This is a genomic window from Neisseria sp. CP9 (assembly GCF_047758525.1).
GTDB lineage: Bacteria > Pseudomonadota > Gammaproteobacteria > Burkholderiales > Neisseriaceae > Neisseria.
The window spans coordinates 2,806,238-2,831,129 of sequence record NZ_CP180502.1 but is presented as its reverse complement, the minus strand read 5'-3'; the positions used below and the strand labels follow the sequence as shown (position 1 = coordinate 2,831,129).

Annotated in this window: 24 protein-coding genes and 3 pseudogenes; 3 read left to right on the top strand and 24 right to left on the bottom strand. The window is 51.6% G+C overall.

All coding sequences use genetic code 11. From position 1 onward, the window contains the following. Positions 1 to 53 precede the first annotated feature (53 nt). On the top strand, positions 54 to 380 hold the full coding sequence (locus ACMYUL_RS13770) for a hypothetical protein (protein ID WP_415771184.1): 327 nt from the start codon (positions 54 to 56) through the stop codon (positions 378 to 380). Between the two features lie 62 nt (positions 381 to 442). On the opposite strand, the pseudogene ACMYUL_RS13765 reads toward ACMYUL_RS13770, so the two are convergent. From ACMYUL_RS13765 to ACMYUL_RS13755, 3 genes and pseudogenes are all read right to left on the bottom strand, one after another. Further along, positions 443 to 1,048, bottom strand: a pseudogene (locus ACMYUL_RS13765) (IS5 family transposase); the annotation flags it as partial. A gap of 20 nt (positions 1,049 to 1,068) precedes the next feature. Next, a protein-coding gene (locus tag ACMYUL_RS13760; protein WP_415771101.1) for an IS5 family transposase occupies positions 1,069 to 1,864 on the bottom strand; the annotation gives its coding sequence in 2 pieces (ribosomal slippage) (positions 1,069 to 1,497 and positions 1,499 to 1,864; 795 coding nt in all). Positions 1,865 to 1,901: 37 nt separating this feature from the next. Continuing rightward, positions 1,902 to 2,309: pseudogene (locus ACMYUL_RS13755) on the bottom strand (transposase); the annotation flags it as partial. A 50-nt stretch (positions 2,310 to 2,359) separates the two neighbouring features. Here ACMYUL_RS13755 and ACMYUL_RS13750 point away from each other — a divergent pair. Next, complete coding sequence (locus ACMYUL_RS13750; protein WP_415771182.1) at positions 2,360 to 2,986, top strand: hypothetical protein; 627 nt, start codon at positions 2,360 to 2,362, stop codon at positions 2,984 to 2,986. Between the two features lie 184 nt (positions 2,987 to 3,170). Further along, positions 3,171 to 3,527 (top strand): hypothetical protein, encoded by a 357-nt coding sequence (locus tag ACMYUL_RS13745; protein WP_070512066.1) that lies wholly within the window; start codon positions 3,171 to 3,173, stop codon positions 3,525 to 3,527. A gap of 164 nt (positions 3,528 to 3,691) precedes the next feature. On the opposite strand, the gene ACMYUL_RS13740 is transcribed toward ACMYUL_RS13745, so the two are convergent. The 21 genes and pseudogenes from ACMYUL_RS13740 to ACMYUL_RS13640 all read right to left on the bottom strand — a co-directional run bounded on the left by ACMYUL_RS13740 (position 3,692) and on the right by ACMYUL_RS13640 (position 24,783). Then, positions 3,692 to 4,522 (bottom strand): symmetrical bis(5'-nucleosyl)-tetraphosphatase, encoded by an 831-nt coding sequence (locus ACMYUL_RS13740; protein ID WP_070512069.1) that lies wholly within the window; start codon positions 4,520 to 4,522, stop codon positions 3,692 to 3,694. An 80-nt stretch (positions 4,523 to 4,602) separates the two neighbouring features. After that, positions 4,603 to 4,992: a RidA family protein gene (locus ACMYUL_RS13735; protein WP_070512072.1), complete on the bottom strand. Its 390-nt coding sequence runs from the start codon at positions 4,990 to 4,992 to the stop codon at positions 4,603 to 4,605. A 383-nt stretch (positions 4,993 to 5,375) separates the two neighbouring features. Continuing rightward, positions 5,376 to 5,954, bottom strand: a complete 579-nt coding sequence (locus tag ACMYUL_RS13730) for an opacity family porin (protein WP_070512075.1) — start codon at positions 5,952 to 5,954, stop codon at positions 5,376 to 5,378. A 183-nt stretch (positions 5,955 to 6,137) separates the two neighbouring features. Next, complete coding sequence (gene hemW / locus ACMYUL_RS13725) at positions 6,138 to 7,313, bottom strand: radical SAM family heme chaperone HemW (RefSeq protein WP_070512078.1); 1,176 nt, start codon at positions 7,311 to 7,313, stop codon at positions 6,138 to 6,140. A gap of 223 nt (positions 7,314 to 7,536) precedes the next feature. Then, on the bottom strand, positions 7,537 to 8,304 hold the full coding sequence (locus ACMYUL_RS13720) for a hypothetical protein (RefSeq protein ID WP_415771178.1): 768 nt from the start codon (positions 8,302 to 8,304) through the stop codon (positions 7,537 to 7,539). Positions 8,305 to 8,382: 78 nt separating this feature from the next. Then, positions 8,383 to 8,892, bottom strand: a complete 510-nt coding sequence (locus tag ACMYUL_RS13715; RefSeq protein WP_070870678.1) for a hypothetical protein — start codon at positions 8,890 to 8,892, stop codon at positions 8,383 to 8,385. A gap of 75 nt (positions 8,893 to 8,967) precedes the next feature. Next, a complete protein-coding gene (locus ACMYUL_RS13710) occupies positions 8,968 to 9,126 on the bottom strand; it encodes a hypothetical protein (protein ID WP_168168256.1) in 159 nt (52 codons plus the stop codon). Positions 9,127 to 9,137: 11 nt separating this feature from the next. Then, positions 9,138 to 12,434: a TonB-dependent receptor domain-containing protein gene (locus ACMYUL_RS13705; protein WP_415771175.1), complete on the bottom strand. Its 3,297-nt coding sequence runs from the start codon at positions 12,432 to 12,434 to the stop codon at positions 9,138 to 9,140. Between the two features lie 265 nt (positions 12,435 to 12,699). Then, positions 12,700 to 13,293 carry an RdgB/HAM1 family non-canonical purine NTP pyrophosphatase gene (gene rdgB / locus ACMYUL_RS13700; protein ID WP_415771173.1) on the bottom strand — a complete coding sequence of 198 codons (594 nt, stop codon included), beginning with the start codon at positions 13,291 to 13,293 and terminating at the stop codon, positions 12,700 to 12,702. A gap of 9 nt (positions 13,294 to 13,302) precedes the next feature. Further along, on the bottom strand, positions 13,303 to 13,533 hold the full coding sequence (locus tag ACMYUL_RS13695; RefSeq protein WP_003741840.1) for an NGO_0222 family membrane protein: 231 nt from the start codon (positions 13,531 to 13,533) through the stop codon (positions 13,303 to 13,305). Positions 13,534 to 13,672: 139 nt separating this feature from the next. Next, positions 13,673 to 13,886, bottom strand: a pseudogene (locus ACMYUL_RS13690) (HI_0552 family protein); the annotation flags it as partial. Between the two features lie 130 nt (positions 13,887 to 14,016). After that, on the bottom strand, positions 14,017 to 14,637 hold the full coding sequence (locus ACMYUL_RS13685; protein ID WP_003741838.1) for a DUF1269 domain-containing protein: 621 nt from the start codon (positions 14,635 to 14,637) through the stop codon (positions 14,017 to 14,019). A 155-nt stretch (positions 14,638 to 14,792) separates the two neighbouring features. Beyond that, a complete protein-coding gene (locus tag ACMYUL_RS13680; protein WP_019270290.1) occupies positions 14,793 to 15,023 on the bottom strand; it encodes an NGO_0222 family membrane protein in 231 nt (76 codons plus the stop codon). 156 nt (positions 15,024 to 15,179) lie between these two features. Then, positions 15,180 to 16,070 carry an NAD(+) kinase gene (locus tag ACMYUL_RS13675; protein ID WP_049222657.1) on the bottom strand — a complete coding sequence of 297 codons (891 nt, stop codon included), beginning with the start codon at positions 16,068 to 16,070 and terminating at the stop codon, positions 15,180 to 15,182. 21 nt (positions 16,071 to 16,091) lie between these two features. Further along, positions 16,092 to 16,664 carry an SCP2 sterol-binding domain-containing protein gene (locus ACMYUL_RS13670; RefSeq protein WP_019270674.1) on the bottom strand — a complete coding sequence of 191 codons (573 nt, stop codon included), beginning with the start codon at positions 16,662 to 16,664 and terminating at the stop codon, positions 16,092 to 16,094. Positions 16,665 to 16,774: 110 nt separating this feature from the next. Beyond that, complete coding sequence (locus ACMYUL_RS13665) at positions 16,775 to 17,584, bottom strand: SDR family oxidoreductase (RefSeq protein ID WP_415771170.1); 810 nt, start codon at positions 17,582 to 17,584, stop codon at positions 16,775 to 16,777. A gap of 47 nt (positions 17,585 to 17,631) precedes the next feature. Next, positions 17,632 to 18,282, bottom strand: coding sequence for a TetR/AcrR family transcriptional regulator (locus ACMYUL_RS13660; protein ID WP_415771168.1), 651 nt, complete (start codon positions 18,280 to 18,282; stop codon positions 17,632 to 17,634). Positions 18,283 to 18,293: 11 nt separating this feature from the next. After that, complete coding sequence (murB, locus tag ACMYUL_RS13655) at positions 18,294 to 19,334, bottom strand: UDP-N-acetylmuramate dehydrogenase (protein WP_415771166.1); 1,041 nt, start codon at positions 19,332 to 19,334, stop codon at positions 18,294 to 18,296. A gap of 76 nt (positions 19,335 to 19,410) precedes the next feature. Then, the gene (gene norM / locus ACMYUL_RS13650; RefSeq protein ID WP_415771164.1) at positions 19,411 to 20,790 is read right to left on the bottom strand and encodes a multidrug efflux MATE transporter NorM; all 1,380 of its coding nucleotides are present in this window, start codon (positions 20,788 to 20,790) and stop codon (positions 19,411 to 19,413) included. Between the two features lie 312 nt (positions 20,791 to 21,102). Continuing rightward, on the bottom strand, positions 21,103 to 22,719 hold the full coding sequence (mnmC, locus tag ACMYUL_RS13645; protein WP_415771162.1) for an FAD-dependent 5-carboxymethylaminomethyl-2-thiouridine(34) oxidoreductase MnmC: 1,617 nt from the start codon (positions 22,717 to 22,719) through the stop codon (positions 21,103 to 21,105). Positions 22,720 to 22,773: 54 nt separating this feature from the next. Further along, positions 22,774 to 24,783: a site-specific recombinase gene (locus ACMYUL_RS13640; protein ID WP_415771160.1), complete on the bottom strand. Its 2,010-nt coding sequence runs from the start codon at positions 24,781 to 24,783 to the stop codon at positions 22,774 to 22,776. Positions 24,784 to 24,892 lie beyond the last annotated feature (109 nt).

The following is a 24,892-nucleotide window of genomic DNA, read 5'->3' as shown; positions in this document are numbered from 1 at the left end:
GAAGGGCATATTACCAAGACAGAAGGCCGTAGATTAAATAGGAGATAAGCAAAATGTTGAAAATTTTGAATAATTCCTTAAATGGGATTACTTTGGGGCAAAGAAAGGTTGACTTAGATGATGCTACTTTAAATGAATCTAGTTGTTCATTAGAGTTTGATAGAAAGCACAAGATACAATCTGATTCACAAGTGATTACTTTATCATCTTCTGAAACTTGTGACGAATTTAGCTTAAATGGAAAAATTATTAACTTCTCTAATCTCGAAAAATTTGTAAAAGAGGAGAATCCTCTTGAGACCTTTGCAAAATTCCTTTTCCCCCGACAGCCGAAACCTAAACAAAGATTTTCGGCTGTTTTCGTTTCAAATATCCACTAATTCTACCCAATGCCCCCTTAATCCTCCCCGGACGCCCCATAATCAGGCATCCGGGCCGCCTTTTAGGCAGCAACAGGCACACTTAGCCTGTTAGCCGCTTTCAACAGGTTCAAACACATCGCCTTCAGATGGCTTTGCGCACTCACTTTGAGCAGACCAAAATAGGCTGCCCGCGCATAACGGAATTTACGGTGCAGCGTACCGAAGCTTTGTTCCACCACATAACGGGTCTTCGACAAATACCGGTTACGTTTGGTTTGCGCTTCCGTCAGCGGACGGTTGCGGTGGGCTTTGCGCATAATGCCGTCCAACAACTGATGGTCTTTCAGATGTTGCCGGTTTTCCGCACTGTCGTAGCCTTTATCGGCATAGACGGTCGTATCTTTGGCTATACCTTCCAACAAAGGCAACAGGTGGTTGCACTCATGGGTATTGGCGGGGGTGATGTGCAGTTTCTCGATATAGCCTTCCTCATCGGTGCGGGTATGTTGTTTGTAACCGAGTCTGTATAAACCGTTTTTCTTTGTCCAGCGGGCATCGCTGTCTTTACTCGGTGTGGTTTGTCCGCTGACTTGTCCTTCTTCATCGACTTCTATGGCCTGACGCTGTTTGCTGCCGGCGGTCTGAATAATGGTGGCGTCAATGACGGCGGCGGATGCTTTCTCTATTAGACCTCTTGCGAAAATATTCATCCCATCGCATTAACCAGTCCTGCAATCAGATTTACCCTTAACCCGAACCGTTTCCGCCTGTTGCGGTAAGGCAGCGACAAGATTTTGAATATCTTCAGTTTCCTGTTGATGTGCTCGATGACGGTTCTGAGTTTGCCTAACCGCCTGTTCGCCTCTTTATCCTGTTTGTTCAGCGGATGATGTTTGGATTTCTTTTTCGGGGTCTGTAATCCGGTTTTAGCCAATCCTTGATAACCCTTATCCGCAATGACTATTTTGTAGGGATAAAGCTCTGCAAGGTGCCTCTTGGCTAAACGCATGTCATGCTGAGCACCCATCCCCGTCCGGATGCTGATGATTTTTTCAGTTTCTCTGCCGTATATGACCTGGATTTTAACCGTGTGCCGCTTTTTCTTGCCGCTGTAATACTGCCGCTGTTTTTTTGGGACGTTCAATCGGGCTTTCGGTAACGTCAATGATGACCGTTTGATCGCCCAGATTCTTGTGTTTTGGCAGGGAAAAGCGTTTGCAACGGATGAGGGCGTCCTCGGTTTTACGGATGGTGCGGCAGACATTACTTTCAGAAAGGCCGTAGATGGCGGCCAATTCGAGTTGGGTATGGTAATGACGCAGATAGCTCAGGGTAAGCAGCAGTTGGTCTGCCAAGCTGAGCGTATGCGGCCTGCCTGACTTGACCTTCCGGCTTTCTGCTTCTGTGGTGACTTTCAGCATTTCGTGAAAAAGGACGGGCGTTACACCTGTGAGCCGTTTGAATTCCCTGTCGCTTCTTTGGATGAGGTTTTCGTATTTCATTTGGGAATTGTAAATCTTCAGGATACTTTCGCAAAAGGTCTATTTTTAGGTTTTTTTCGGTCAGTTGGCGGTTAATCAGTTCCAGCAATTCGGACAGGGTGTCGTCTTGCGCCGGCCAGTTACGGTAGCGGCATAAGGTGCTGTAATCGGGGATGCTCAATTCGTCAAAACGGCAAAACAGGTTGAAATCGATGCGGGTGATGAGGCTGTGTTCGAGTTCGGGATCGGAGAGGCTGTGCCATTGTCCGAGCAGGACGGCTTTGAACATGGACAACAGGGGATAGGCGGGACGGCCACGGTGGTCTCGGAGGTAACGGGTTCTTTGACGATTCAGGTACTGTTCGATCGGCTGCCAATCAATCACTTGATCCAACTTCAATAGTGGGAAGTGGTCGATGTGTTTGGCGATCATGGCTTGTGCGGTTTGCCGGAAGAAGGTGCTCATGGAAAATCCCCTAAATGTCTTGATGGGAATTTAGGGGATTTTGGGGAATTTTGCAAAGGTCTCCTCTTGTAGAAATTTCGGATGAAGAAAACTATTTTTATACTTTTCCACAATATAATTTAGTTTTATATGTTGATTATAAGGATAAATTGTTTCTACAGGTTTTAATTTACGATGAAAGTATAAAAGATTTATATGAAAATAGCGGGCAAAGATACTCAGACTTCCAAAAAAGTAAACTTAAAAGTCCAATTACATTTTATGGTAAATTAATATTTATTCCTCATGCATCAGTAGGTAATTTTGAATTTAACAGTTCTCTATCGGATATTATAAAGGAATATGATATATTAGAAAAAATTATCCCGGATAAGAAAAATATCTTATGGATAAATAATTTTGCGCTTAGATTTGATAATGAAAAATTGACGCAAATTACAATTTTTTATGATAAAAAAGAAATTATTCCAATATACTATAATGAAATTAATATCTCATCAGAAAAAGGGCTTTCTGAATTATTAAATAAATATGATGGAATTGAAAGGGGAAAATTTAAATATCTTTTCAAAGAATTAGGTTTGGTTGTGGCAAAAGACTTCTCTGAGTTTCACTTTTTTGAACAATTATTATTAAAATTTTGGGCAAATTTACATAGACCTATCACTAGTTGGTAATTGCAGGTCGTAAGTACGTAGCTCAATTAAACTCTGGATTACGATACATAGAATGTACGGAGTATCTGCATGTGTTTTTTGTTTTTCAGACGACCTCAATATCTTCTCTGAGGTCGTCTGAACTATCTGTTTTTTTATAGGAAAAGCGTTCTAAAGAAATTAGGCTTAGAATTGGAGAAAGTAAATGGGAAAGTTGTTGATTGGAGTAATTGGGACTATTTTGCTTTTGATAGGTGCTTCAAGTATGTCACATCCACTTGAAAAAAATATTCCATATAATGATTTGACTATTAGGTACTATTTAGGAATGAGTTTCCCTAAGTATAATCATCCTGCAAAATTGTATAATGAGATTAATTTGGATAAAGTAGATGAAATTAGAAAAAGCAAGGAAATTATATCTTATTATGTCGGATTTTATAGAGATGAAAAATTAATCAAATTTGATAAGTATATTAATAATAACAAAATAATGGGTTTTACCTATGAGTATGATGGCAGAGGAAATCTGATAAAAATATATCAAAATAACGTTGAATAAAATAAACAGATTGAGGCTGCGACTAACAAAACCGTGAGGTCGTCTGAAAATTAGTTTTCGGGCGACTTTCTTTTTATGCTGCCGAAAACGTGCTTCTACATTAACTGACTTCCACCCCCACCCACACACCGCCTTCAATGGTTATGCTTTTTCAATTTTATGGCTTATTTCAAAGCCGTTTTCCAGTCCAAACCGCCGAGGGAAGAGACTTGGGTAATGCTGTGGTCGGCAAGGTTGATGGCGGTCAGTTCGCCGCCCCAAAGTGCGCCGGTGTCGAGGGAGAGGATGTTGTCGGTGTTCATAAAGCCCAGCGAAGACCAGTGTCCGAAGACGATGGTGTGGCTGAGGTTTTGCCTGTTTGGGGCTTTAAACCAAGGGCGCAGGTTCGAGGGCATTTTTTTGAGAGTAGATTTGTAGTCGTAGTCGAGTTCGTTTTTCAGAGTCAGTGCGCGCATTCGGGTGAAGACGTTGACAATCATGCGCAGGCGGTCGTAGCCGGTCAGCTCGTCGCTCCATTCGGCGGGTTTGTTGCCATACATTTTGGAGAAAAACTTTTTGTATTTTTTGCTGCGCAGTTCGGCTTCGGTTTCACTGGCGAGCAATTCGGCGCGGGCGATGGTCCATTGGGGCAGGATGCCGGCGTGAACCATAACATGGCGCACGCCTTTGATGAGCAGGGGTTGGAAACGCAGCCAGTCGAGCATTTTTTTGCTGTCGGGGTGGGTGAGGATGGGTGTGATGGTGTCGCTTCGTTTGACCGTGCCTTCGCCGCAGCCGACGGCGAGCAGGTGCAGGTCGTGGTTGCCGAGGACCATACGGACGCTGCTTTCGTGTTCCATGCAGAATTGGAGGACTTCGAGGGATTTGGGGCCGCGGTTGACGATGTCGCCGACAAGCCAGAGGGTGTCTGTGCCGTGGTTGAAGTTGATTTTGTCGAGCAGAAGGGTGAATTCGTCGAAGCAGCCTTGAATATCGCCGATTGCGTAGTGTGCCATTGTTGTTATTGTCCGATAGTGTGTGGTGTTTCAGACGACCTTTGGCTTGTGGGAGGTCGTCTGAAAACGGGTTGCGTGTCTTATGCGTTCAGTACCAGCACGGCTTCGGCTTCAACCTGTACGCCTTTAGGCAGGGAGGCGACACCGACGGCGGCGCGGGCGGGGAAGGGTTCTTGGATGAACTCTGCCATAACTTCGTTAAAAACGGCGAAGTTGGCAAGGTCGGTCAGGTAGGCGTTGAGTTTGACGATGTCGCCCAGCGAGCCGCCAGCGGCTTCGGCAACGGCTTGCAGGTTTTTAAAGACCTGGCGCGCTTCGGCGCGGAAGTCGCCGTTGCCGACAACGGTCATGGTGGCGGGATCGAGGGGAATTTGACCGCTCATGTAAACGGTGTCGCCCGCGCGCACGGCTTGGCTGTATGCACCGATGGCGGCAGGGGCTTTGTCGGTGTGGATGATGGTTTTGGACATGATTTTCTCCTGTTGTCGGGGTCGTCTGAAAGATGGGAGCTTTGATGAAAACGGTGTCGATTATCGTATAAAACCGAGTGATTGTGTAGGGTATGAATATTTTCAGACGACCTTTGGTGGAATAAATTTGAATGAGAATAGAATTATAGTAGATTAACTTTAAACCAGTACGGCGTTGCCTCGCCTTAGCTCAAAGAGAACGATTCTCTAAGGTGCTGAAGCACCAAGTGAATCGGTTCCGTACTATCTGTACTGTCTGCGGCTTCGTCGCCTTGTCCTGATTTAAATTTAATCCACTATATATCGTATGTACTTCACTCATTTGCGAAAACCGCCTGAAGTTTGGACACTTCAGGCGGTTTGGTAATTGAATGATGCGGAAATTAGAATTTCACGCGGACACCGGCAGATACTTCGTGAGAGTGCACTTTTAAGCCGTCGAATTTGCCCAAGTGGTTGTAGCGGTAGCCGGCGTCCAAAGCGACGTTTTCGGTAATGTCATAGCCTACGCCTGCCAATACGCCTACGCCGGTTTTAGTTTTGCGGATCGATTCAGTCTCATGAAAATTCACACTGCGGTAATCGTCGTCATAAGAAAAGCGGTTGATGCCTACGCGTGCGCCGACATAAGGTTTGACCGGGGAATTTAAGTTGAAATCATAAATGGCGGAAACGCCGACGCTTTGGAGTTTGATTTTTGAGTCGAGTGTGTAATACCGACCCTGTTCATGGTCTTTCAAAGTTTTATAGTGGGTGTAATCGGCAGCGACACGGAAATCGCCGAAATCATATCCGGCAGACAGACGCGGGCTGAAGCCTTTGGCACTAGTTTTACCACCTTCGTCATTGGTTTTAAGGGTTGAGTGGCCAAGATCGCCTTGAATGTAGAAACCACGGCTGTCATCTGCCAGCGCAACGGTTGAGATGGAGAGGGCAATCAGGGTAGTCAGAATTTTCTTCATGTTTGTTTCCTTGCAACGGAATAAGGGGTATTACCGCCGAATATTTATTCAAGACCGACGGTTATCCCAATTGTATTTTATTATGATAAAACAAACAACATGAAAACTGTCTGTCATGGCCTTCGCTAGCAGCCTGCGGATGTTACAGTTTGGCGTAACAAGGTCGTTTGAAAAAATTTAATCCTACAAAAAGCATTGAAGTAAATCGTTTAAAAACAACTGTCCCTGCTCAGTTGGGCGGAACACAGTCGGGTCGGTTTCCAGCAAGCCTTTTTGCCTTGCCGTTTCGATCTGCGCCATGACTTTGGCGGTGGGTACGCCCGTGCGCTCCTGCAACATTGCGGCGGGTACGCCGTCGGTCAGGCGCAGGGCGTTCATCATGAATTCGAACGGCAAATCTTCTGCGGCAACGGTTTTGCGTTCGACGGCTTCACTCGGCTGGCTTTGCATTAGAGCGAGGTAGTCGTTGGGGTGGCGGCGGCGGACGGTGCGCTCGATGCGGTCGGGGTAGGAGATTTTGCCGTGCGCGCCCGCGCCTATGCCCAAATAATCGCCGAACTGCCAGTAGTTCAAATTGTGGCGGCACTGCATGGCGGGTTTCGCAAAAGCCGATGTTTCGTAGTGGATAAAACCCGCGCCTTCCAGCGCGCCGTGTACCGCGTCTTCGATGTCGAGGGCCGCTTCGTCTTGAGGCAAACCTTTCGGCGGCGTATGGCCGAACGGCGTGTTTGGCTCCATCGTCAGATGATATGCGCTGATGTGGGTCGCGCCCGTAGCGATAGCGGTTTGTACGTCGTTTAAGGCCGTCTGAACGGTCTGGTTCGGCAGGGCGTACATCAAGTCGATATTGACTTTATCAAATAATTTCAAGGCGGTAGCTATGGCGGTTAAGGCTTCTTTGCCGTTGTGGACGCGCCCCAGCCTTGAGAGCATATCGTCGTTGAAACTCTGCACACCAATAGAAAGCCGCGTGATGCCTGCGTCTTTAAATCCTTGAAATTTCTCAATTTCAAACGTACCCGGATTGGCTTCCAAAGTAATTTCCGCTTCCGGCTGCAAGCGCAACAGCGAACGCACGCCGCTCAACAAACGGTCAATCGATTCCGCCTGAAACAGGCTGGGCGTACCGCCGCCGAAAAATATCGTTTCCACCGGCCTGCCCCAAATATTCGGCAATTCAAGCTGCAAGTCGGTCAGCAGCGCGTCGATATAGGCGGCTTCGGGCAGCCCGTTTTTCAGGCTGTGGGAATTGAAGTCGCAATACGGGCATTTTTTGATGCACCACGGGATGTGGATGTAGAGCGACAGGGGCGGCAGGGCGGTGAGTTGTCCGGCTTGGGGGAATGTGATTTGGGTCATGGTGTGTTTTTGGGATTGAGGCCGTCTGAAATTTTTCAGACGAAAGTTGCGGTATTATATAGTGGATTAAATTTAAATCAGGACAAGGCGACGAAGCCGCAGACAGTACAGATAGTACGGAACCGATTCACTTGGTGCTTCAGCACCTTAGAGAATCGTTCTCTTTGAGCTAAGGCGAGGCAACGCCGTACTGGTTTAAAGTTAATCCACTATAAGTTTCGTGTTAGATGGTTTTATTTGCCCGCTTCAAGGATACACCATATTGTTTCGATATTTTTTCAAAATCGGCTGTGTCTTGTTGCGGGATGATGATAAAGGTGTAGTAGTCGCTTCCCGTGTCTGCACTATAAAGTACCGCCCCGGCGGCTTCAAATAAGTGATATACGGCCCTTGCCAGCTCATCGGGCAGATCTTCTTCAAGCTGCTGTTCGGTCCAATTCAGGACGACATTAAAACGTTCCGCCATTTCTGCGATGCAGTCAATAAAACCTTCCCCGTCTTTCCAATCAACGGAAAACAGATGTGCGTAGTCTTCGAGATTATTGTGTAGGATGAAGCCTTCGGTTAAGAGGTTTTTAAATACGGCGGTTTCGTTATTTTCTTCCTGCGTGTTATTTTCCCCATCTTCATCTTCCTCTATTAAGTCTTGATGGATATTTTCGATAATGATGCCAACGGTTTCCGGCCGGTCGCGGTAAATGACATCCAGCCAATGCCGGAAAAGTGTTTCATGATTTTTTAATGGGCGGAACATTGTGTAAATAAACAAACAGATAAAAAATAAAGGGAACATCAGCCACATCAATAAACGCCACAAAACGGCAATGACGGGCAGAAAAGGCTTTGAGAAAAACAACAAAGTTTTAGAAATAAACAGTAACAGGATTAATGATAAAGCTACTATAGACGACAATATCAAACGGATGGTTTTCATCAGCGGAATAAAGGGCAGCAAGAGCAGTTTCAAAAGTTGATGGCGGGCATGGGCCATAAATTCGGTTTTATTTCGGGACAAGGACAATCTCAGGTCGTCTGAAATTTTTTCAGACGACCTTTTGCCTTTATGCCGTTAAAGTCTTTTGCGAATCCAAGACGAGAGTTTGGGCGCGCCGAACAGTAGGAAAATCCCGATAAGGAATTGGGCGGTGCTGGCGAATATACCGGCTTGGTTTTGCGTGCCGAGATTCGCCCAAATGGATGTCTGCGTGTCGGTAGAGATAGATTGTGTAAAACGATAAATAGAGAACAAGTAAATCAGTTCGGGTATGGCTTGGGAAAGAGTGTATATGCCGATCAAAACAATACCGGTCATCATCCATGGCGCAGGGTGTTTGGGAGGCTCCTGTGCGGTTTGCAGATGTTGGGGCAGCAGGCGGTTGGCAATGGTGGCAGGGAAACACCATACAAGCAGCCATGCGGCCAAATAAAAGCCGTAGATGGATAGCGGCAACAGGAGTTGTGCGCTGTTATATTCGCTTCCAGACTGGGCAAATATGGTAACGATGCTGCTGAGCGTTTGTACAATACCGATTAAAACGATCAAACGGATGGCGGCAATCAGGATTTGCTTAGGCGACATGAGTTTCTTTCGTGATGTGGTGGGTTTGGGTCGTCTGAAAAAGCATTTCGGGTTTTCAGACGACCTATCATCGATTTATAAGGCTTTGATTTTTTCATCAATTCCCGTAACGCCTGCCCCCCTGAGGCTTTTGGGAATCATGGGTTGCGGGTCGTTTTCGTGGCAGGCAGAAACGCAGGCATCATAGCAGCTTTTGTTGGAGAGGTCGTCTGAAATTTTCAGACGACCTTTCAAGCATTGCCCCGTCAGAATTTACCTGTAAACCCGACGGTAACCGCCCGTCCCGGTGCGGGGATGGGGACGTTGGACATGGGGTCGAGATAATAGCGGTTGGTGAGGTTGCTGACACTGAAGTTCATGCTCAGGTTTTTGCCGAAGTTGTAGCGTCCGTAAGCGTCCAATACCAAGGCGGAACGCCAGTGGTAGGGGCGGCCTGTCGCTTCGTAGATGCGTGCCAAGCCGCTTTTGGCCAGCTTGTCCTGTTGTTTGTTTTCGGCTTTGCTGTGATAAGTGCCGCGTAGGCCCAATTCCAATTTTTCGTTGAATCGGCGGGTTCCGATATCGAGATTGATGGAATATTTTGGTTGGCGGCTTTGATGGAAGCGGGTTGCGCCGAATCCTCCATCCACGCAGACAGGAATACGGTTGATATATAAATCATAGTTGAATACGGTGGCTTTGTCGCAGGTCTGCTGTTTCAGGCGGTAGTTGGCAGCCAGTGAGGCAAACCATTTCCCGCTGTCGAAGCGGCTTTGAAGTTCGATACCACTGGTAAGGCGTTTGTCGTATTGTTGGAGGTTGCGTTCAGACGACAGCTCGATAGCATTTTTTATCACGCTGTTGTAGTAGGTCAGACGGATGTCGCCGTGGCGCAGGCGTTTGAAACGAGGGGCGAAGTTGTAGGTATAGCCGATTTCCCAATTGGTGCTGCGTTCGGGCTTCAAATCAAATTCTTGGGAATAAGCGTCCGCCCACGACGAATTGGTGGTAGTGGCTTCGTATATGGTGGGAAAACGTACTGCTTGCGCCCACCTCAGGTGTAGCCGCCCGTTTTGCGTCAGGTTGTAACTGAGGGCAAGCATGGGAGACCAAGCATGCGCCCTGAGGTGTTTGGGGGAGGGCCAGTTTTCGTCGCTGTCTGCTGCGAGGTTTTTCGTTTCTTTTATCATGTCTCCGGCCTCTATCGGGTAATTCTTTTTTTTGTCCTCATAGTCTGTTGTGGCAGCGGTATCAGTATGCCGTTGGATTAGGTATTTGTAAAAATTTCCGTTTTGTCCTTGGGGATTGGCGATTTTTTCGTCAAACATCCCGTCTGGGAAAACTGGACCCTCAAATCTGCCGTTGCGGAAGGGGGTATATGCCTGTTCCAAGCGGTAGAGTGCTTGGGGTTCTCCCGTGTCATAAGCAGGGTTGCCTTTTGGATTGCGTAATATATTGTTGCTGGAGCTGAAAAGATAGCCGTATTTTTTTTCAAATTTTTGACCGAGTTTTTCTTGCTCGTCCGAGCCTGTCGGTGCGTTGTCATAGGCAAAATAATCGGCAACTTCTTGAGGATTGTCGATAAGTTTATAGTAGGGCAGGTATGTTCCGATAATGTATCCTTCATTACCTTTGGTAATGGAGTAGAAGGATTCTTTACGCTCTTTGCGTTTTTGGGCGAGTATGTCGTCGTAGCTCCAGAATTTGTTGTAGCGTATGCCTGCCTGAATATTCAAACGGTCTGTCGGCTGCCAGTCGAATACCATTCCTGCGCCCCATTCGTGGCGGCGGCCGGAACGTGGACCGGAGAGGGCGGTCATTCCGCTTGCGGCATTGCTTAAGCCGTCGAAATCCAAGTCATTATTGTATTGTTCTGTAAATTCATTCAGTTTTTCATGTTGCACATTGGCAGAAAGGGTCATGGACAAAGTATCGCCCAAACGAAAGCGATTGCTGAGGTCTGCACCTGTACGTACCGAGCGGGTGCGTTGTTCTGCTGCGGCTTTGACACGGTAGCCGTCCAGCTTTAGATCGCCGTCGTAAGGTTTTTTTGATGGCTCTTTATCGGGTATCAGGCCTTCGGCCATCATTTGGCTGCAGTTCATGTTATGAAATGCCATCGTCCATGGAATTTCGCCACGCGAACAACGTATCCAGTTATCGTAATCGCTGTCGGGGTAATCGACATATAAATCTGTGGCACCGTTCTGATAGCGCGTGCTGCGGGTGCGGGTACGCCAGATGTTGGCATTCAGGTCTATCCAGCTGTTGTTTTCGGGTTTCCACCCGTAGCCGATTTTATAGCTTTTATTTTGGATATTCGATTCCATACCTTGTATCGGCATCATTTGCATGGCGGCTTCGCGATATTGTTCGCCGATATTGAAAAAATCGTCGCTATATCCTTGCGCAAGGTTGCTGTAGAAGGGGTTGTGTTCACCGAAATCCACTCTGGTCTGCATATAGGACAGGCTGATTTTTTGATTGGCAGGAAGATGCCAGTTATTTTTCAATAATAGACTTTTGCTGGAAATATTACTGTTGACTACTTCTCTTCCTGGGCGATAAAACCGTGCCATATTGGGAACCATGCTGGCAGTGGTATTGGTATGGCCTGAATCTTCGTTTTTGTACACCGGATTATTAAGATAACCGCCCGCCGCGTGTTTGCCGGCGAAATAATTGCCTTTTTCACGGATACTGTAAGCAATCAGACCGTCTGAAATATCGGTTTTAAATGCAGCCGAAAACATACCCGAACGATCGTTTTTAAAATTCCTCAGTTTGTGGTTGCGGAAACGGGTTATGCGGTATCGGTCTTCAAATTGCAATCCATAGTAGTAACGGCTTTGTCCTGAAGGGTCTTCTAAAACGTTGCCTATTGTTCCGATAGCACCATCGGCAGTAGGGTTGCCTGGAAGGGTGCGATAATCGGGCCAGCCTTTATATTTAAGAAGGCTTTCTGGCTGCTTTACTGTATTGTCGGAAAAACTGCCCTTAATTTGTATCCCCCATTTTTTTCCTTCGGGAACAATGTCTTCGGGTTCGATGGTTTGAATGGCGACCGAACCGCCTACTCCCGATTTGACACCTCGAGTCATCGACGGCCCTTTTTCTACTGCAATACTGCGGAACAGGGCGGGATCGACATAGTTTCTGTCGGCAACGCCGTAATTGTTCATCCATACGTCGACGGTCTGTTCCGTTCCGTCAATGGTGACGGGGATACGGCCTTTTCCGGCGATGCCGCGGATGCTGGGTGTAATCGCGCTACCTGCATTGCGCGTATTCATGTTGTACACGCCGTTAAGCCCCTTGAGGATGTCGCCGGCGGCGTCAGGGCGGTAGCGTTCGAGGTATTCTTTGCCGAGATAGGCGTTGGAGACGTTTTTGCTGTATTGCTGCGCTTCGCCTTTTTGGTCTTTGGTCAGGCGTTTGCCGTGGACTTCGATAGTGTCGAGGACGGCAGTTTCGGAGGTAACTACATCTGCTGCCCACAGGTGCGGGCTATGCCACAAAATACTGAGGCAGGCGACGATGGTTTTGAAGGGGTAGTTTCTCATGTGATGACTCCTCGTATTGTCTTTATAACAGGCGCTCCGTCGGGTGCGGACGGTAATCAATACTTCAAGGAGTGGTTTGTAGAATGTGTTTTATGTTTTTATGATGGGGATTTTTGGGTAAGGATATTTGTTGTTTTTTGGATATTATAAGTTTTTGAAAAAATTTTATAAGTTTTGTTCCTTTGATGGTGCGTTTTACGGATAAACGGGATGGGAAACGTCGTCTGAAAACGGAGTTGTAGGTTTTCAGACGACGTTTTGTTGTTCACAGAGCTTCGATTTTTTTCAACAATTCCCGCAAAGCCTGCCCCCTGTGGCTTTCGGCGTTTTTGATTTCGGGGTCAAGCTCGGCGGCGGTGCAGTTGTGTTTGGGCAGGTAGAAATGCGGGTCGTAGCCGAAGCCGTTGGTTCCTGCGGCTTCTGCCTGCCATTGTCCGCGCCAGATGCCTTCGGCGATGATGGGTTGCGGGTCGTTTTCGTGGCGGACGAGGACGAGGACGCAGACGTAGTAGCAGCTTTTGTCGGCTTTGTCGGCGAGGTCGTCTGAAAGGCGTTTGTTGTTGGCGGCATCGGATTTAGGATTGGCTCCGGCATAGCGGGCGGAGAGGACGCTGGGTGCGCCGTTTAATGCGGCGGCGCAGATGCCGGAGTCATCGGCGAGCGCGGGCAGACCGCTGTGGCGTGCGGCGTGGCGGGCTTTGGCGAGCGCGTTTTCGACGAAGGTGTGGTACGGCTCGGGGCATTCGGGCGTGTCGAACTGCGATTGCGGCAGGACTTCGATGTTCAAATCGGCGAAGAGGCGGGAAAATTCTTTGAGTTTGCCTGCGTTGCCGCTGGCGAGGACGATTTTGTCGAACATGGGTTTTCCTTAATGGGGTTCGGTTTGTTGCGAGCGCATGATTTGTGCGCGGGCTTTATGGCGGATGTAGAGGGCGAGGCTGCCGATTTGGGCGAAGACGGCGCCGAAGGCGAATAGGAAGGCGGCGACGGCGAATTGTTTGCTTTGGATGGAAAGCAGGTAGGCGCCCAACGTTACCAATGCGATGAAGAGCAGGGTGAAGAGGATGGTCAGAATGAGGAAGGTTCGGCGTTTGGTCATTGGTTTTGTTTGTTTCTTTTAGATTTCAGGTAGCCTTAACGGCAGATGGGGGAAGCTTGCTTCCGCTCACAGCCGCACATTGTGGCAGGCTTCGTACACTGGCAGCAGGCGGTGCAGGGTTTCGACTAGCCAGGTCGCGCTGCCAGCCGTTGCACCAGCGTTCGATATGCGGCGGGGCAAAGCCCGCGCCCAGTTGTGAGGCTACCTGTAAAACCAACGTGCGCCACACTTGCCACGCGGCTTTGTAGTCGGCCTTGCTTGGTTTGCGCTTCGGTTTCGGGCTGGTATTGGCGGATTTGGGCGAACTGGAAAAATGGGCGTTGGAATAGGTCGCAGCTTTGCGGGGTGAGCATGATGGTTTGGCGGGGCATGAAAAAGGGAGAGGCTACCTGAAAAATAGATTTTCAGGTAGCCTCAAACCGGTTTGGCATGCATCCGAAACGGAAAATTTGAGCGGTTACATACCTTGGGTTGGTGGCAGTGTTATTTCAACTTGGCTGCCAATTTGTCGAATTTTTGTTTGATGTCGGCCTTGAAGGCTTCCACTTTCTCTTTGCGCTCGGCTTTGCGCTGTTTTTTCCACGCTTCGTGTGCCTGACGTGCCACTTCTTCCTGCGCTTCTATTGCTGCCAATACGTCCTGTTGGGCAACGGCTGCATCTTGCCGGAGAATAACGGTTTTGAAACGGTGGAAGAAGGCATCCAATACAGCTTCGTCGGATTCTTGCGCCAAAATAATGATTGCAGTACTGCCGTTATCCAGTTTTTTGGCTGTATTTTCCAGCAACAACCCCTCTCCCAATGTTTGGGCAGTGCCTGCATCACTGCCGATGAGTGCGCCAGTAGCTCCACCCAACAGAACACCGATAGGACCGCCGAGAATGCCGACCAGTGAACCAATGAGGCCGCCCGTCCATGTGCCTTCGACCGTATTGGCGGTAAAGTCGGTGCTTTCTGCTGGGATAATCAGACCATTTTCCTTTTTAATCAAAACGGCTTGTGCCACCAAAGCATCTGTTGTCTGCGAGTAAGCTTTCAATTCAGAAAAGGCTTGATAAGCTTCGCTGGAGATGTTGAATAAGACAACGATGATGTTTTGTTTCATAAGTCTACTCCCGTGGGTTGAAAGATTTAAGAACATACAAGTTGTATGCGGTGTCAGTGTAAATTGCAAGGGGGGGGGGGAGCAATGCGGCAAACAAAACTTTACCTATGTAAAGCCTGTAGAACCGGCAAACGGATAACGAACAATACCCAGCCTTAATGGGATTCGGTTTGTTGCTCACGCATGATTTGTGCGCGGGCTTTGTGGCGGATGTAGAGGGCGAGGCTGCCGATTTGGGCGAAGACGGCGCCGAAGGCGAACAGGAAGGCGGCGACGGCGAACTGTTTGCTTTGGATGGAAAGCAGGTAGCCGCCGAGCATGATGAGTGCGATGAAAATCAGGGTGAACAGGGCGGTCAGCAGGAGGTAGGTTTTTTGTCGGTTCATGATTGGGGACGTTTTTGATAAAGGGCGGACGTGGGGTTTAGGTTGTCCGTTTGTTGTTAGATAGGGATGGCGTTGGTTTGGGAATGGGGGAAGGGTTTGTGGGTTGATGAGGTCGTCTGAAAACTTGGCAATCGGGTTTCAGACGACCTTTGGTGTTTATACGAGCTGTTCGCCCCAGTGTAATTTTTGGCGCAGGGTTCGGAAGTATTGGTAGTCGGTGGGGTGGAGGATGCGCAGGGGGTTGTGGTAGCGGCGGATGATGATGCGGTCGAGGTTTTGTACGTCGATGAAGGATTGTCCGTCGAAATGGACGCGGGCGTCGCCGCTTTGGGTAACGAGGATTTCGATTTCGGAGGTGTCGGGGATGGCGATGGGGCGGTTGGTCATGGATTGGGGGCAGATGGGCACGAGGGTGAAGGCGTGTAATCCTGCCTGCATGATGGGGCCACCTGCGGCAAGGGAGTAGGCGGTGGAGCCGGTGGGGGTGGAGACGATGAGACCGTCGGACCGTTGGGTATAGACGAATTCTTGGTTGATGAAGACTTCGAACTCGATCATTTGTCCGGCGCCGCCGCGTGAGATGACGGCATCGTTGAGGGCGAGGGCGCGGTGGATGGTTTCGCCGTCGCGGACGAGTGTGGCTTCGATGAGGATGCGCTCTTCGGGCAGGTATTTGCCTTCTAGGACGAGCTGCAGCTCTTCGGTCATGTTTTCGCGGGGAATTTGGGTGAGGAAGCCTAAATGCCCCTGGTTGATGCCGATAACGGGTACGGTACGGGGGGCGATTTCGCGGGCGACGGAGAGGAATGTGCCGTCGCCGCCGAGGACGATGACGAGGTCGCAGTGTTTGCCCAAGTCGGATTTGCTGACGATGTGGCAGCCGACGGTGTCTTGAACGTAGATGCAGCGTTCTTCTATGCCGATTTCGTCCAGATAGACGGTAAAGCCGTGTCCCTGCAGGAATTGGATGAGGGTGTGGGCGGTGTTTTGGATTTCGGGGGTATTGGGGCGGGTTACGATACCGATGTTGTGAAACGGGCTGTTCATAGGCATAGGGTCGTCTGAAAGTTAGTCTATCCAGATGTCGCGTTCGAGCCGGTCGAGGCGTTCATTAAGGCGGGCAACGTCGTCGCGCAGTTTGTCCACTTCTTCCATCCAGGCGGACAGGGTGGCGGCGTCGATAACGGGGGATTCGGGTTCGCGGGAAAAGTCGCTGATTTGCTCGGCTATGCTTTGTCCGATTTTTTTGACGGTTTGTCCGATGTTTGCGGCGCGTCCGCTGATGCTGCTTGCGAGTGAGTCGCCGAAGATGCGGGCGAGGTCGTCTGAAGCGTAGTAGCGCAGGCTGCCGAGTATGGGCAGGACGGTCATGCCGAGCATGAGGTCGCCTTCGAGGCTGATGTCGCCGACGCCGGGTTCTTGTCCGGTCAGGATTTTGCGGATGGCGCTTTGGTGGAAGGTGATGAGGGTGTCGGCGGGTTGGTCGGCGGTTTCGAGGAAGCCGTCGTGATTGATGCGTCCGGTCAGTCCGAATCCGGCGAGGTTGAGGCTCAGGGTTTTACCTGACAGGCGGGACAGGTCTTGTTGATGTTCCGGATTTTGCTGTATTAGGTGGTTGATAACGGGAAATAGGGCGGACATAGGGTGTTCTCGATACTTTCGGGCTTGGGGTTGTTAAGTAAGACTGTGTTTTTTGGTTTTGGTTTTGCCGCTGCCGAAAGGTCGTCTGAAACGGTTGCGGAGCGCCAATTTTACAGGCTTAATCCGTCGGCGGAAACGGTATTTACAATTTTGCCGCCGCCGGTGCCGTCGGGTGCGAAATCGGGCGGCGGGAGACCGAGTTTGGCGGCTTCGGCGGTGTAGAAATCGCGGCGGGTCGGGTGGCGCGGTTCGACGATGTTGCGGATGCGTTTGCCGTTTGGATGGAGGGTCGTCTGAAACAGGGTTTCGACGGCAATGTCGCGGTGGACGATATTGACGGGCTGGTTGCCGCCTTGGATGTTTTGTTTTTGAACGAGGCGGCTGACGGGGTGGCGTTCGGCGCAATAAAGCCCGCCCAGGCGCAGGATGTCGATATTCGGAACGCCGCTGTCGAGCAGGTATTGCTCGGCGGCGAGGATTTGGCGGGCGGACTCGGTTTGCGGATCGGGTATGGCAGTTTCGTCGCATTCGCGCGCTTTATCGCCGTAAACACTGGTGCTGCTCGTGAAAATCAGATGTTGCACGTTACACGCTCGGGCAAGTTCTGCCCATTGTTTGACGGTGTTGGCGTAATGCGTCAGCGAGGATGGCGGCAAGAGGCAGAACCAAACGGGTTTGTCGGCGTGGTGCCGCCAAAAGCTTGTATCGCGGGCAAGGTTCGCGCTTTGAAATACGCTGTCTTGATTGAGGTCGAGGGTGTCGAGGTGTATGGGCAGATTAATATCGTCCGAAGTCAGGTTGCGCTTGACCGCGGCGACGCTGCTGCCGTTTTCGTAGAGTTTCTGCGCCAAAGGGCGGCCGAGATAGCCTAGGCCTAAGATAGATGCGTCGGGGGAGGCGGAAGGAGGGGTATGTATCATGTTTATAGATGAATGCCGTCTGGAAATAGGCTCAGACGGCATGGAAATTATGACTGCGTACCGCCTATTTTCCGGTCGTATTCCTCGCGGTGTTCCGGCAAGAGGTAGGGACGCAGGAGGCTTAAGGTACGGCGGATGCCGCGTGCTTTGGAGTCTTCGGTCAGCTTGGTGCGCCCGCGCAGGGAGCTGTCGAAGTCGAACCAGTATTTTGTGACCATCCACATATTGACGGCGAGGTCGTTCATAGCGGTTTGGTCGGCTTGGATGATGTTCAGACCGTTGAGCTGGGTGAGCAGGTTGACCAAGAGCGGAGAGACTTTGGCTTGGGTGAAGGTGTTGTGCTCGCCCAAAAGTTCGGCACTGCGCGCAAGCAGGGTGTTCACGTCGCTGAAGAGGAAGCGGTATTCCCACATAACGTCGTAAATGCCCGCCATATAGTTGATAGAGTCTTCCACATCGGACGGCAACACGGCTTCATTCAGGTATACCAGCAGGGCTTCGCTGTAACGTTTGAACAGTTGGACGATGATTTCGTCTTTGTTGCGGAAGTGGTAATAAAGATTGCCCGGACTGATGCCCAAATGCGCCGCGATATGGTTGGTACTGATGTTGCGCTCGCCTTCCTCGTTGAAGAGCGTCAGGCTGGCGTCGATGATGCGGGTGTAAGTATTGGTTTTTGCAATGCGGGTCACGGGCATACTCCTTGGATTTACAGGCTGAACGAAGCGGGCAGCCAATTGGGTTCGGCGTGTAATTCTACCTGAAATCGAGTAAATACTGTATCGCAGACATGTTGCGCCAATTTCCGAACGTCGTCTGAAGAGGCATTGTTTTTGTTCACCAAAACCAAAGCCTGCCTGTCGTGTACCGCCGCGCCGCCAATTTGGAAGCCTTTCAGACGACATTGGTCGATCAGCCAGCCTGCCGCAAGCTTGACCGAACCATCGGGCTGCGGATAGCGCGGCATATCCGGATGCTGTTGCAACAGGGCGGCGGCTTTTTCCGCACTGACGACGGGGTTTTTAAAGAAACTGCCGACATTACCAAGTACGTTAGGATTAGGCAGTTTACTGTTGCGGATTGCACACACTGCATCGGAAACGTCTTTCGCCGTCGGCATTCTGCCCGCGCTCAGTTCGGCAACGGCGGCCGCCAAATCGCCGTAACCCAAATTCGGCTCGAAACGCTCTTTCAGGGCGAATACGACCGAAACAATCACATAACGTCCTCTGCCTTCCTGCTTGAACAGGCTTTCGCGGTAGGCGAAGCGGCAATCGGCATTGGAAAGCTCGACAAAGGTTTCCGTATCCAAATCGAAGCAGCGCACGCTGTGAATCACGTCTTTAGCCTCCACACCGTATGCACCGATGTTCTGAACGGGCGACGCGCCGACCGTACCCGGAATCAGGCTCAGGTTTTCCAGACCGTTCAAGCCCAGCGCGACGGTGTGCAGAACAAAATCGTGCCAGATTTCGCCTGCCTGCGCTTCGATGTAAACAAGGTCGTCTGAACGCGCAATCTCGCGTATGCCTTTGTTTTCCATATGTACGACCAGTCCGGCGTAATCCTGCATCAAGAGGATGTTGCTGCCGCCGCCGAGCCATAAAACGGTATCGCGGTCGAACTCGGGCAGTCGGATGATGTCGCGCAACTCGTCGGCGTGTTCGAGCGCGATAAAGGCTTGGGCTTGGGCGCGAAGACCGAAGGTGTTGTAGGGGGTGAGGTCGGTTTGGTATTGGATGGGTTGCATGGGTTTAAACTTTAAAATAGGTATTGTCAGTGGCGGGCTTCAGCCCATTGTTTCGATATTTTAATCGGCGGAGTTTTCAGACGACCTTATGCGATCTGACCATCTCCCTGCTGCACAATTCCAAACACCACACCAAGGCGACGGCGGCGATGGTGAGCGAGGCAATCAATGCCGTCCAGAAGCCGTAAATGCCCATATCGAAACGGTAGGCGAGCAGATAGCCCGGCAGCAGGCCGCAGCCCCAGAAGGCGGCGGCGTGGATGAACATCGGCACCTTGGTGACTTTATAACCGCGCAGGGCGTAGGACGCGATGCATTGGGTGAAGTCTGCCGGTTGGAATAAGCCGGCGAACAGCAGGACGGTGGCGGCGATGCTTAAAACCGCCGGATCCTTGTTGTACATGCTTGCCAGCGGGGAACGGAATAATACCAAGGAAAGCACGGTAATCACGGCGAGCGCCCAGCCCGACACCAGCGATACGCCCGAAATATAACGCGCCCGCGAAAATTCGCGCCGCCCCAGAGAAAAACCGATGCGCACCGTCCCCGCCGAGCCGACGCTTTGCGGAATCATATAGAGAATCCCCGACAAACTGATGCCGACCTGCTGCGCCGCCACATAAGCCTCGCCGAAAGGCGCAATCAAAAATACGATAAACGAAAACGCGCTGGCTTCCAAAAAATAAGACAGCCCGATGGGCGCGCCGATTTTCCAAATCTGTTTGAACACCGCCCAATCCGGTTTGCCGAATTTTGCCGTCAGTCCGAATGGGCGGAAGAATTTTTCCTTAGCGATATAAATCCACAACGCCAGCGCGCTGAACCAGAACACCGCCATCGTTGCCAACCCGCAGCCCGCGCCGCCCAAAGCGGGCATACCGAATTTGCCGTAAACAAAAATATAGTTCAGCGGCACGTTCAACACAAACGCCGCGAAGCTGACCAACATAATCAGGCGCGGGCGGTTCAGGCTGGAAGCGTAGGCGTGTAAGGCGCGGTGCACCATTGCTGCCGGCATCGCCAGACTGGTGAACAACATATACTGCGCCATCGTGCCTTCCACATAATCGCTCAAGGTCAGCCAGTTGCGGAACGGCGTAATCGCCGTCCACATCAATACCATGCCGAAAATCCCCAAAAACAGCCCGAACCAAATCCCCTGCCGCCCCGTTTCGCCTACTTCGTCGGTTTTACCCGCGCCGTAAAGCTGGGCAATCATCGGGTTCAGCGCCGCCATAATGCCCATAAACGTAATATAAACCGTGGCAAACGCGCTGCTGCCCAACGCCACCGCCGCCAAGTCCTCCGTACTCGCATCGCCCGCCATCACGGTATCGACGAAACCGATGCCCACCTGCGCGACCTGCGCCAGCAGCATGGGCAGGGCAAGGGCGGTCAGCAGGCGGACTTCTTTCAGGAAGACGGAAAAGGAAAAGCGGTTGAGGTCGAGCAGCATAAGTGTTTGTAGGACTTTAAAAAAAGCGGAAATATAGTGGATTAACTTTAAACCAGTACGGCGTTGCCTCGCCTTAGCTCAAAGAGAACGATTCTCTAAGGTGCTGAAGCACCAAGTGAATCGGTTCCGTACTATCTGTACTGTCTGCGGCTTCGTCGCCTTGTCCTGATTTAAAGTTAATCCACTATAAAAGAAACAGGTCGTCTGAAAAAAGACGGCCTGTTCCGTATGGGCATGGGATGCGACATTATAGTAGAAACGGAGGTCGATTGACAGCGTGCTCAGGCAGCTTTTCAGACGACCTCTTGCGCATCAAAGCAAAGGCTGCTGCCGCACGATGGCGCGGATGACGGCGCGGTTGGGGTGCAGGGCGGTGCGCAGGCGTTGGGACAGCGGCTGGGGCAGGCCGAGGATGTCGGCGGCAATAGCGGCGGCGCAGATGGGGGCGGTGGCGAGTCCGCGCGTGCCGTGGGCGGTGTTGATGTAGGCGTTCGGCAGGTAGGGGCAGGGGACGTTGTCGAGGCGGTAGTTTTTGTCCAACGCGAGTTTGGCGTAGGCAGTCTGCATGGCGGCGATGTCGCCGAGCGCGCCGACGACGGGCAGGTGGTCGGGGCTGTCGCAGCGCAGGGCGGCGTGTCCTTGCGGTTGTTCAAAGGGGTCGTCTGAAACCGAACAAGGCGGGTTTTGCTCAAACAATGATTGCGCCAATGGCGGGTTGAGTTGTTGCAGGGCGGCGCGGTTGGCGGTTTCTTCGTGCGGGTGCCAAGCGTCGTCGTTGCTGTTGAGGACAAAGGTTGCGCCGTAGCAGTGTTGCCCCCGCCAGCTCGGGCTGATGTAGCTTTCGCCGGATAGGGCGCAGCGCAGGCGTTTGGAAAAACCGCTTGCCGCCGTTACGCCGGTTTGCCCGCGGATTTGGCGGAAAGGCAGGGCGGAGACGTTGGCGTCGGTGGCGTTCGGGCTGTGCGCACCCATGCAGTAGATGATGTGGGTTGCGCTGAAACTGCCGCACGGCGTGTGTGCCGTCCAGTTTGCGCCGTCGTATTCGGCGGAGGATAAGGGTGTGTCTTCGTGCAACGCAATCAGCGGATGATTCAGCAAGGCGCGGACGACGGCGGGCGGGTTCAGCCATACGCCCTGCGGCCAGTAGAGGCCGTCTGAAAAGACGTCTATGCCTGCAATTTGCGCGGCTTCGTCGGCGGACACGCTGCGGTAAAGGTGGGCATGATGTTGTTGCAAACCCAATGCCTGATTGCGTTTGCGTTCGGCTTCGTCGAAATTGAGGTGCAACACGCCGTCGCCACCCCATGCGTCGGAATCGGGCAACAGGTCTTGCAGTAGGCGGCGGGTATAGCCGTAGCCGGCCAGCAGCAGTTCGGTCTGCTCGGTGTCGTGCGGCGAGATTTTGGCGTAGAGCAGCCCTTGGCGGTTGCCGCTGCCGCCTTGCGCCGCTTTGCCCGCTTCCAAAACGGTAACGCGCACGCCGTGTTCCGCCAGCTTGCGCGCGGTCGCGGATCCGGCAATGCCCGCGCCGATAACCAGCGCGTATTCGGGCAAAGTGGTGGCTTGAGGTCGTCTGAACCAAGGTTTGACGGGCTTGGGGGCGGCTTGCGGCACAGCTTCGGTCTGCCATTCGATAGGGTCGAAATGTTCGTACAGTCTGTCGGCGCGGTGCGGCGGGACAAGCCAGAGATGCACATCAGGCAACAGGTTTTCCAGAAAGTTGACGCTGTTGAACTGAAGGCATTTTACAGCTTGGTCGAGGCGGTTTTTCAGACGGCCTTCCAGATCAGTCGGGGCATCGGACAAAGGAAAATCGGGAATGCGGTTTTCGCTCAGACAGGCAATCAGATGCAGTGGCACGGGATGAGTTTCAATCACGCGGGCAAGTTCGGCAAGAATGGGCGGGGCGTTCCAAGCGAGGATGGGCATGGCGGGGTCGTCTGAAAAAAGTTTGATTACTGAAGCGCTGTCTGTCGGCTTGCCTTAATGCTTTTCTCCCTGCTCTTTGGTCGGCTCTTTGGTTTGAACCGGCGTAACCGGGAAAAACAAGATCAGCGGGTTGGCTTTAATCTGCTGCCAGAAACTTTTGCACAAGTTGCCGACGCTGCCGATTTTCGTGCCGCGCGAGCGCAGGGCGACGAAGAGGGCGAGGGTGAAGCTGACGATGAGGTTGACCAAGCCGATGGCGAGGACGCTGCAAATGCCGAGCAGGAATGCACCTAAACCGACGTTGCCGCTGACGGCGGCGTAGCCGAGGTTGGCGGAGGAGAAGGCGACATGGCGGATGTCCAGCGGCAGTCCGAGGAGGTGTCCAAAATAGCCAGTCATGCCCAAGAGCATACCGAAAATGAAGTTGCCGACCAGCGAGCCGTAGTGTTTGTGGATGTAGGCGGCGAGGACGCGGCGGGGTTTGGGGCGCATGATTTTGCGCAATAAGGGATTGAAGGGCAGGCGTTGGCGCAGGTTGAGGTAGTCGGCGCGGTTGTCGAAGAAGCCTGCGATGATGCCGGAACAGAACAGCCACAAGCCTGCGATGGCGGCATACCATAGGGTCGGATGATTGATGATGTCTATGGATTTGAACTGGTAGGCGGTGGTGTGGGCATCGAGTATGGGCTGTTGGTGCAGATGGGCGTAGCCGAACGATATGGCGCACGCCAAGAGAATAGCGATGGAAACGTTGCCGAAGACGGCGACGCTTTGGGAGCGGCATACGTCGATAAGGAGCTTGGCAAGCTTGTTGTCCACTGCCTTGCCGCCTTCGTTGAGATCGACTTGTTCGGCGAAGCTGGCGGCAGTCATGGCGGGCTGTTTGGTGGCGACGGTGCAGTGCAGCATGTGGATGATCATGAATCCTATGCCGTAGTTGAGCCCTGCCAACAAGGAGGTAACGAAGGGGCTGAAGCCGAGTGAGCCGATATGGATTTTATACAGCGCCATCAGGGCGATGATGACGCCGCCGCCTGCCGCGGAGTAGAACATTTTGAAATATTCTTTGCGGTTGCGGGTGATGTAATGCTCGCCGTGGTGACTTTTGTTTTCGGTAATGCTGCGGGCGAGCATACGGATGCTGCTGCGGCGCAGGTGGCGGGTGCTGTATTGCTCGACCGCGGCGTAGATGAGTGAATTCATCAGCGTAATGGTGAGGCGGTTGCGGTTGCCGGCATCGGTTTGGATGTCGGTGAGCAATTTCAGACGACCTATGGTCTGCTGGAGCCGTTCGAGCAGGTGGGCGACTTTGACGGACGAGCCTGATCCTGCGCCCGTTCCTTTGCGACGCAGATAGTCGATTTGTTTGCTGCACTGGTCGAACATGACTTCGAGGTGTGCGGTGTCGTAAGGGCTGGTGTCGTTGCGGTAGTGTTCGACCAGTTTGGCGGTTTCACGTTGGAGGGCGACGAAGGGCGAGTCGGCTTCGAGCAGGCGCGGGGCGATGCGGATGAGGTCAGGTTCGAGGGCTTCGGAGGCAATCCAAATGGCGAGCATTTCGATGGCGCGCAGGCGCGCGTCAACCAACTGGCGGCAGGCGTTTTGCAGCAAGGTGGAATCGACGCTGGTGCGGATCAGGTCGTACAGGCTCAACCATTGGCGGATGCTGAGGGTTTGCAGCCATCTGTCGTCGTTTTCCGAATGGAAAAGATAGAGGAACACTTCGCGCAGGTTCGCGAAGTCTTTATAGGACGGGCTGAAACGTTCGTATATGCGTATGCCCATCTCGCGGGTGAAGCTGTGGCGTGAGAAGATGCCGAGTTTGATCAGCGCGGGATAGATATGGACTTGCGAAAGCCAGTGGTAAAAGCGACCGCTGAAGTTTTTTGCGAGTGCTTCGTCTTGTTTGAGCGTGGCGATAATCAGGTCGAAGCGTTCTGCCGCCTGTTTTTTGCCGCCGCGCCGCAGGAATTTGATTAAGGCATTGAGAATAAGGACGAAATCGGTATCGGTCAGGCTTTTGGAAAGTAAGGGATGTAGATTTTGGTGAGTAATTTTTTCCATTGCGGTATTTTTACACAAAACGGCGGGTTTGATAAGTTCAGGTAATTTATGCAACCAGCTGTAAGCACATTCGATATTTTGGAGCAATGTTTGACGATTTCAACCCTCT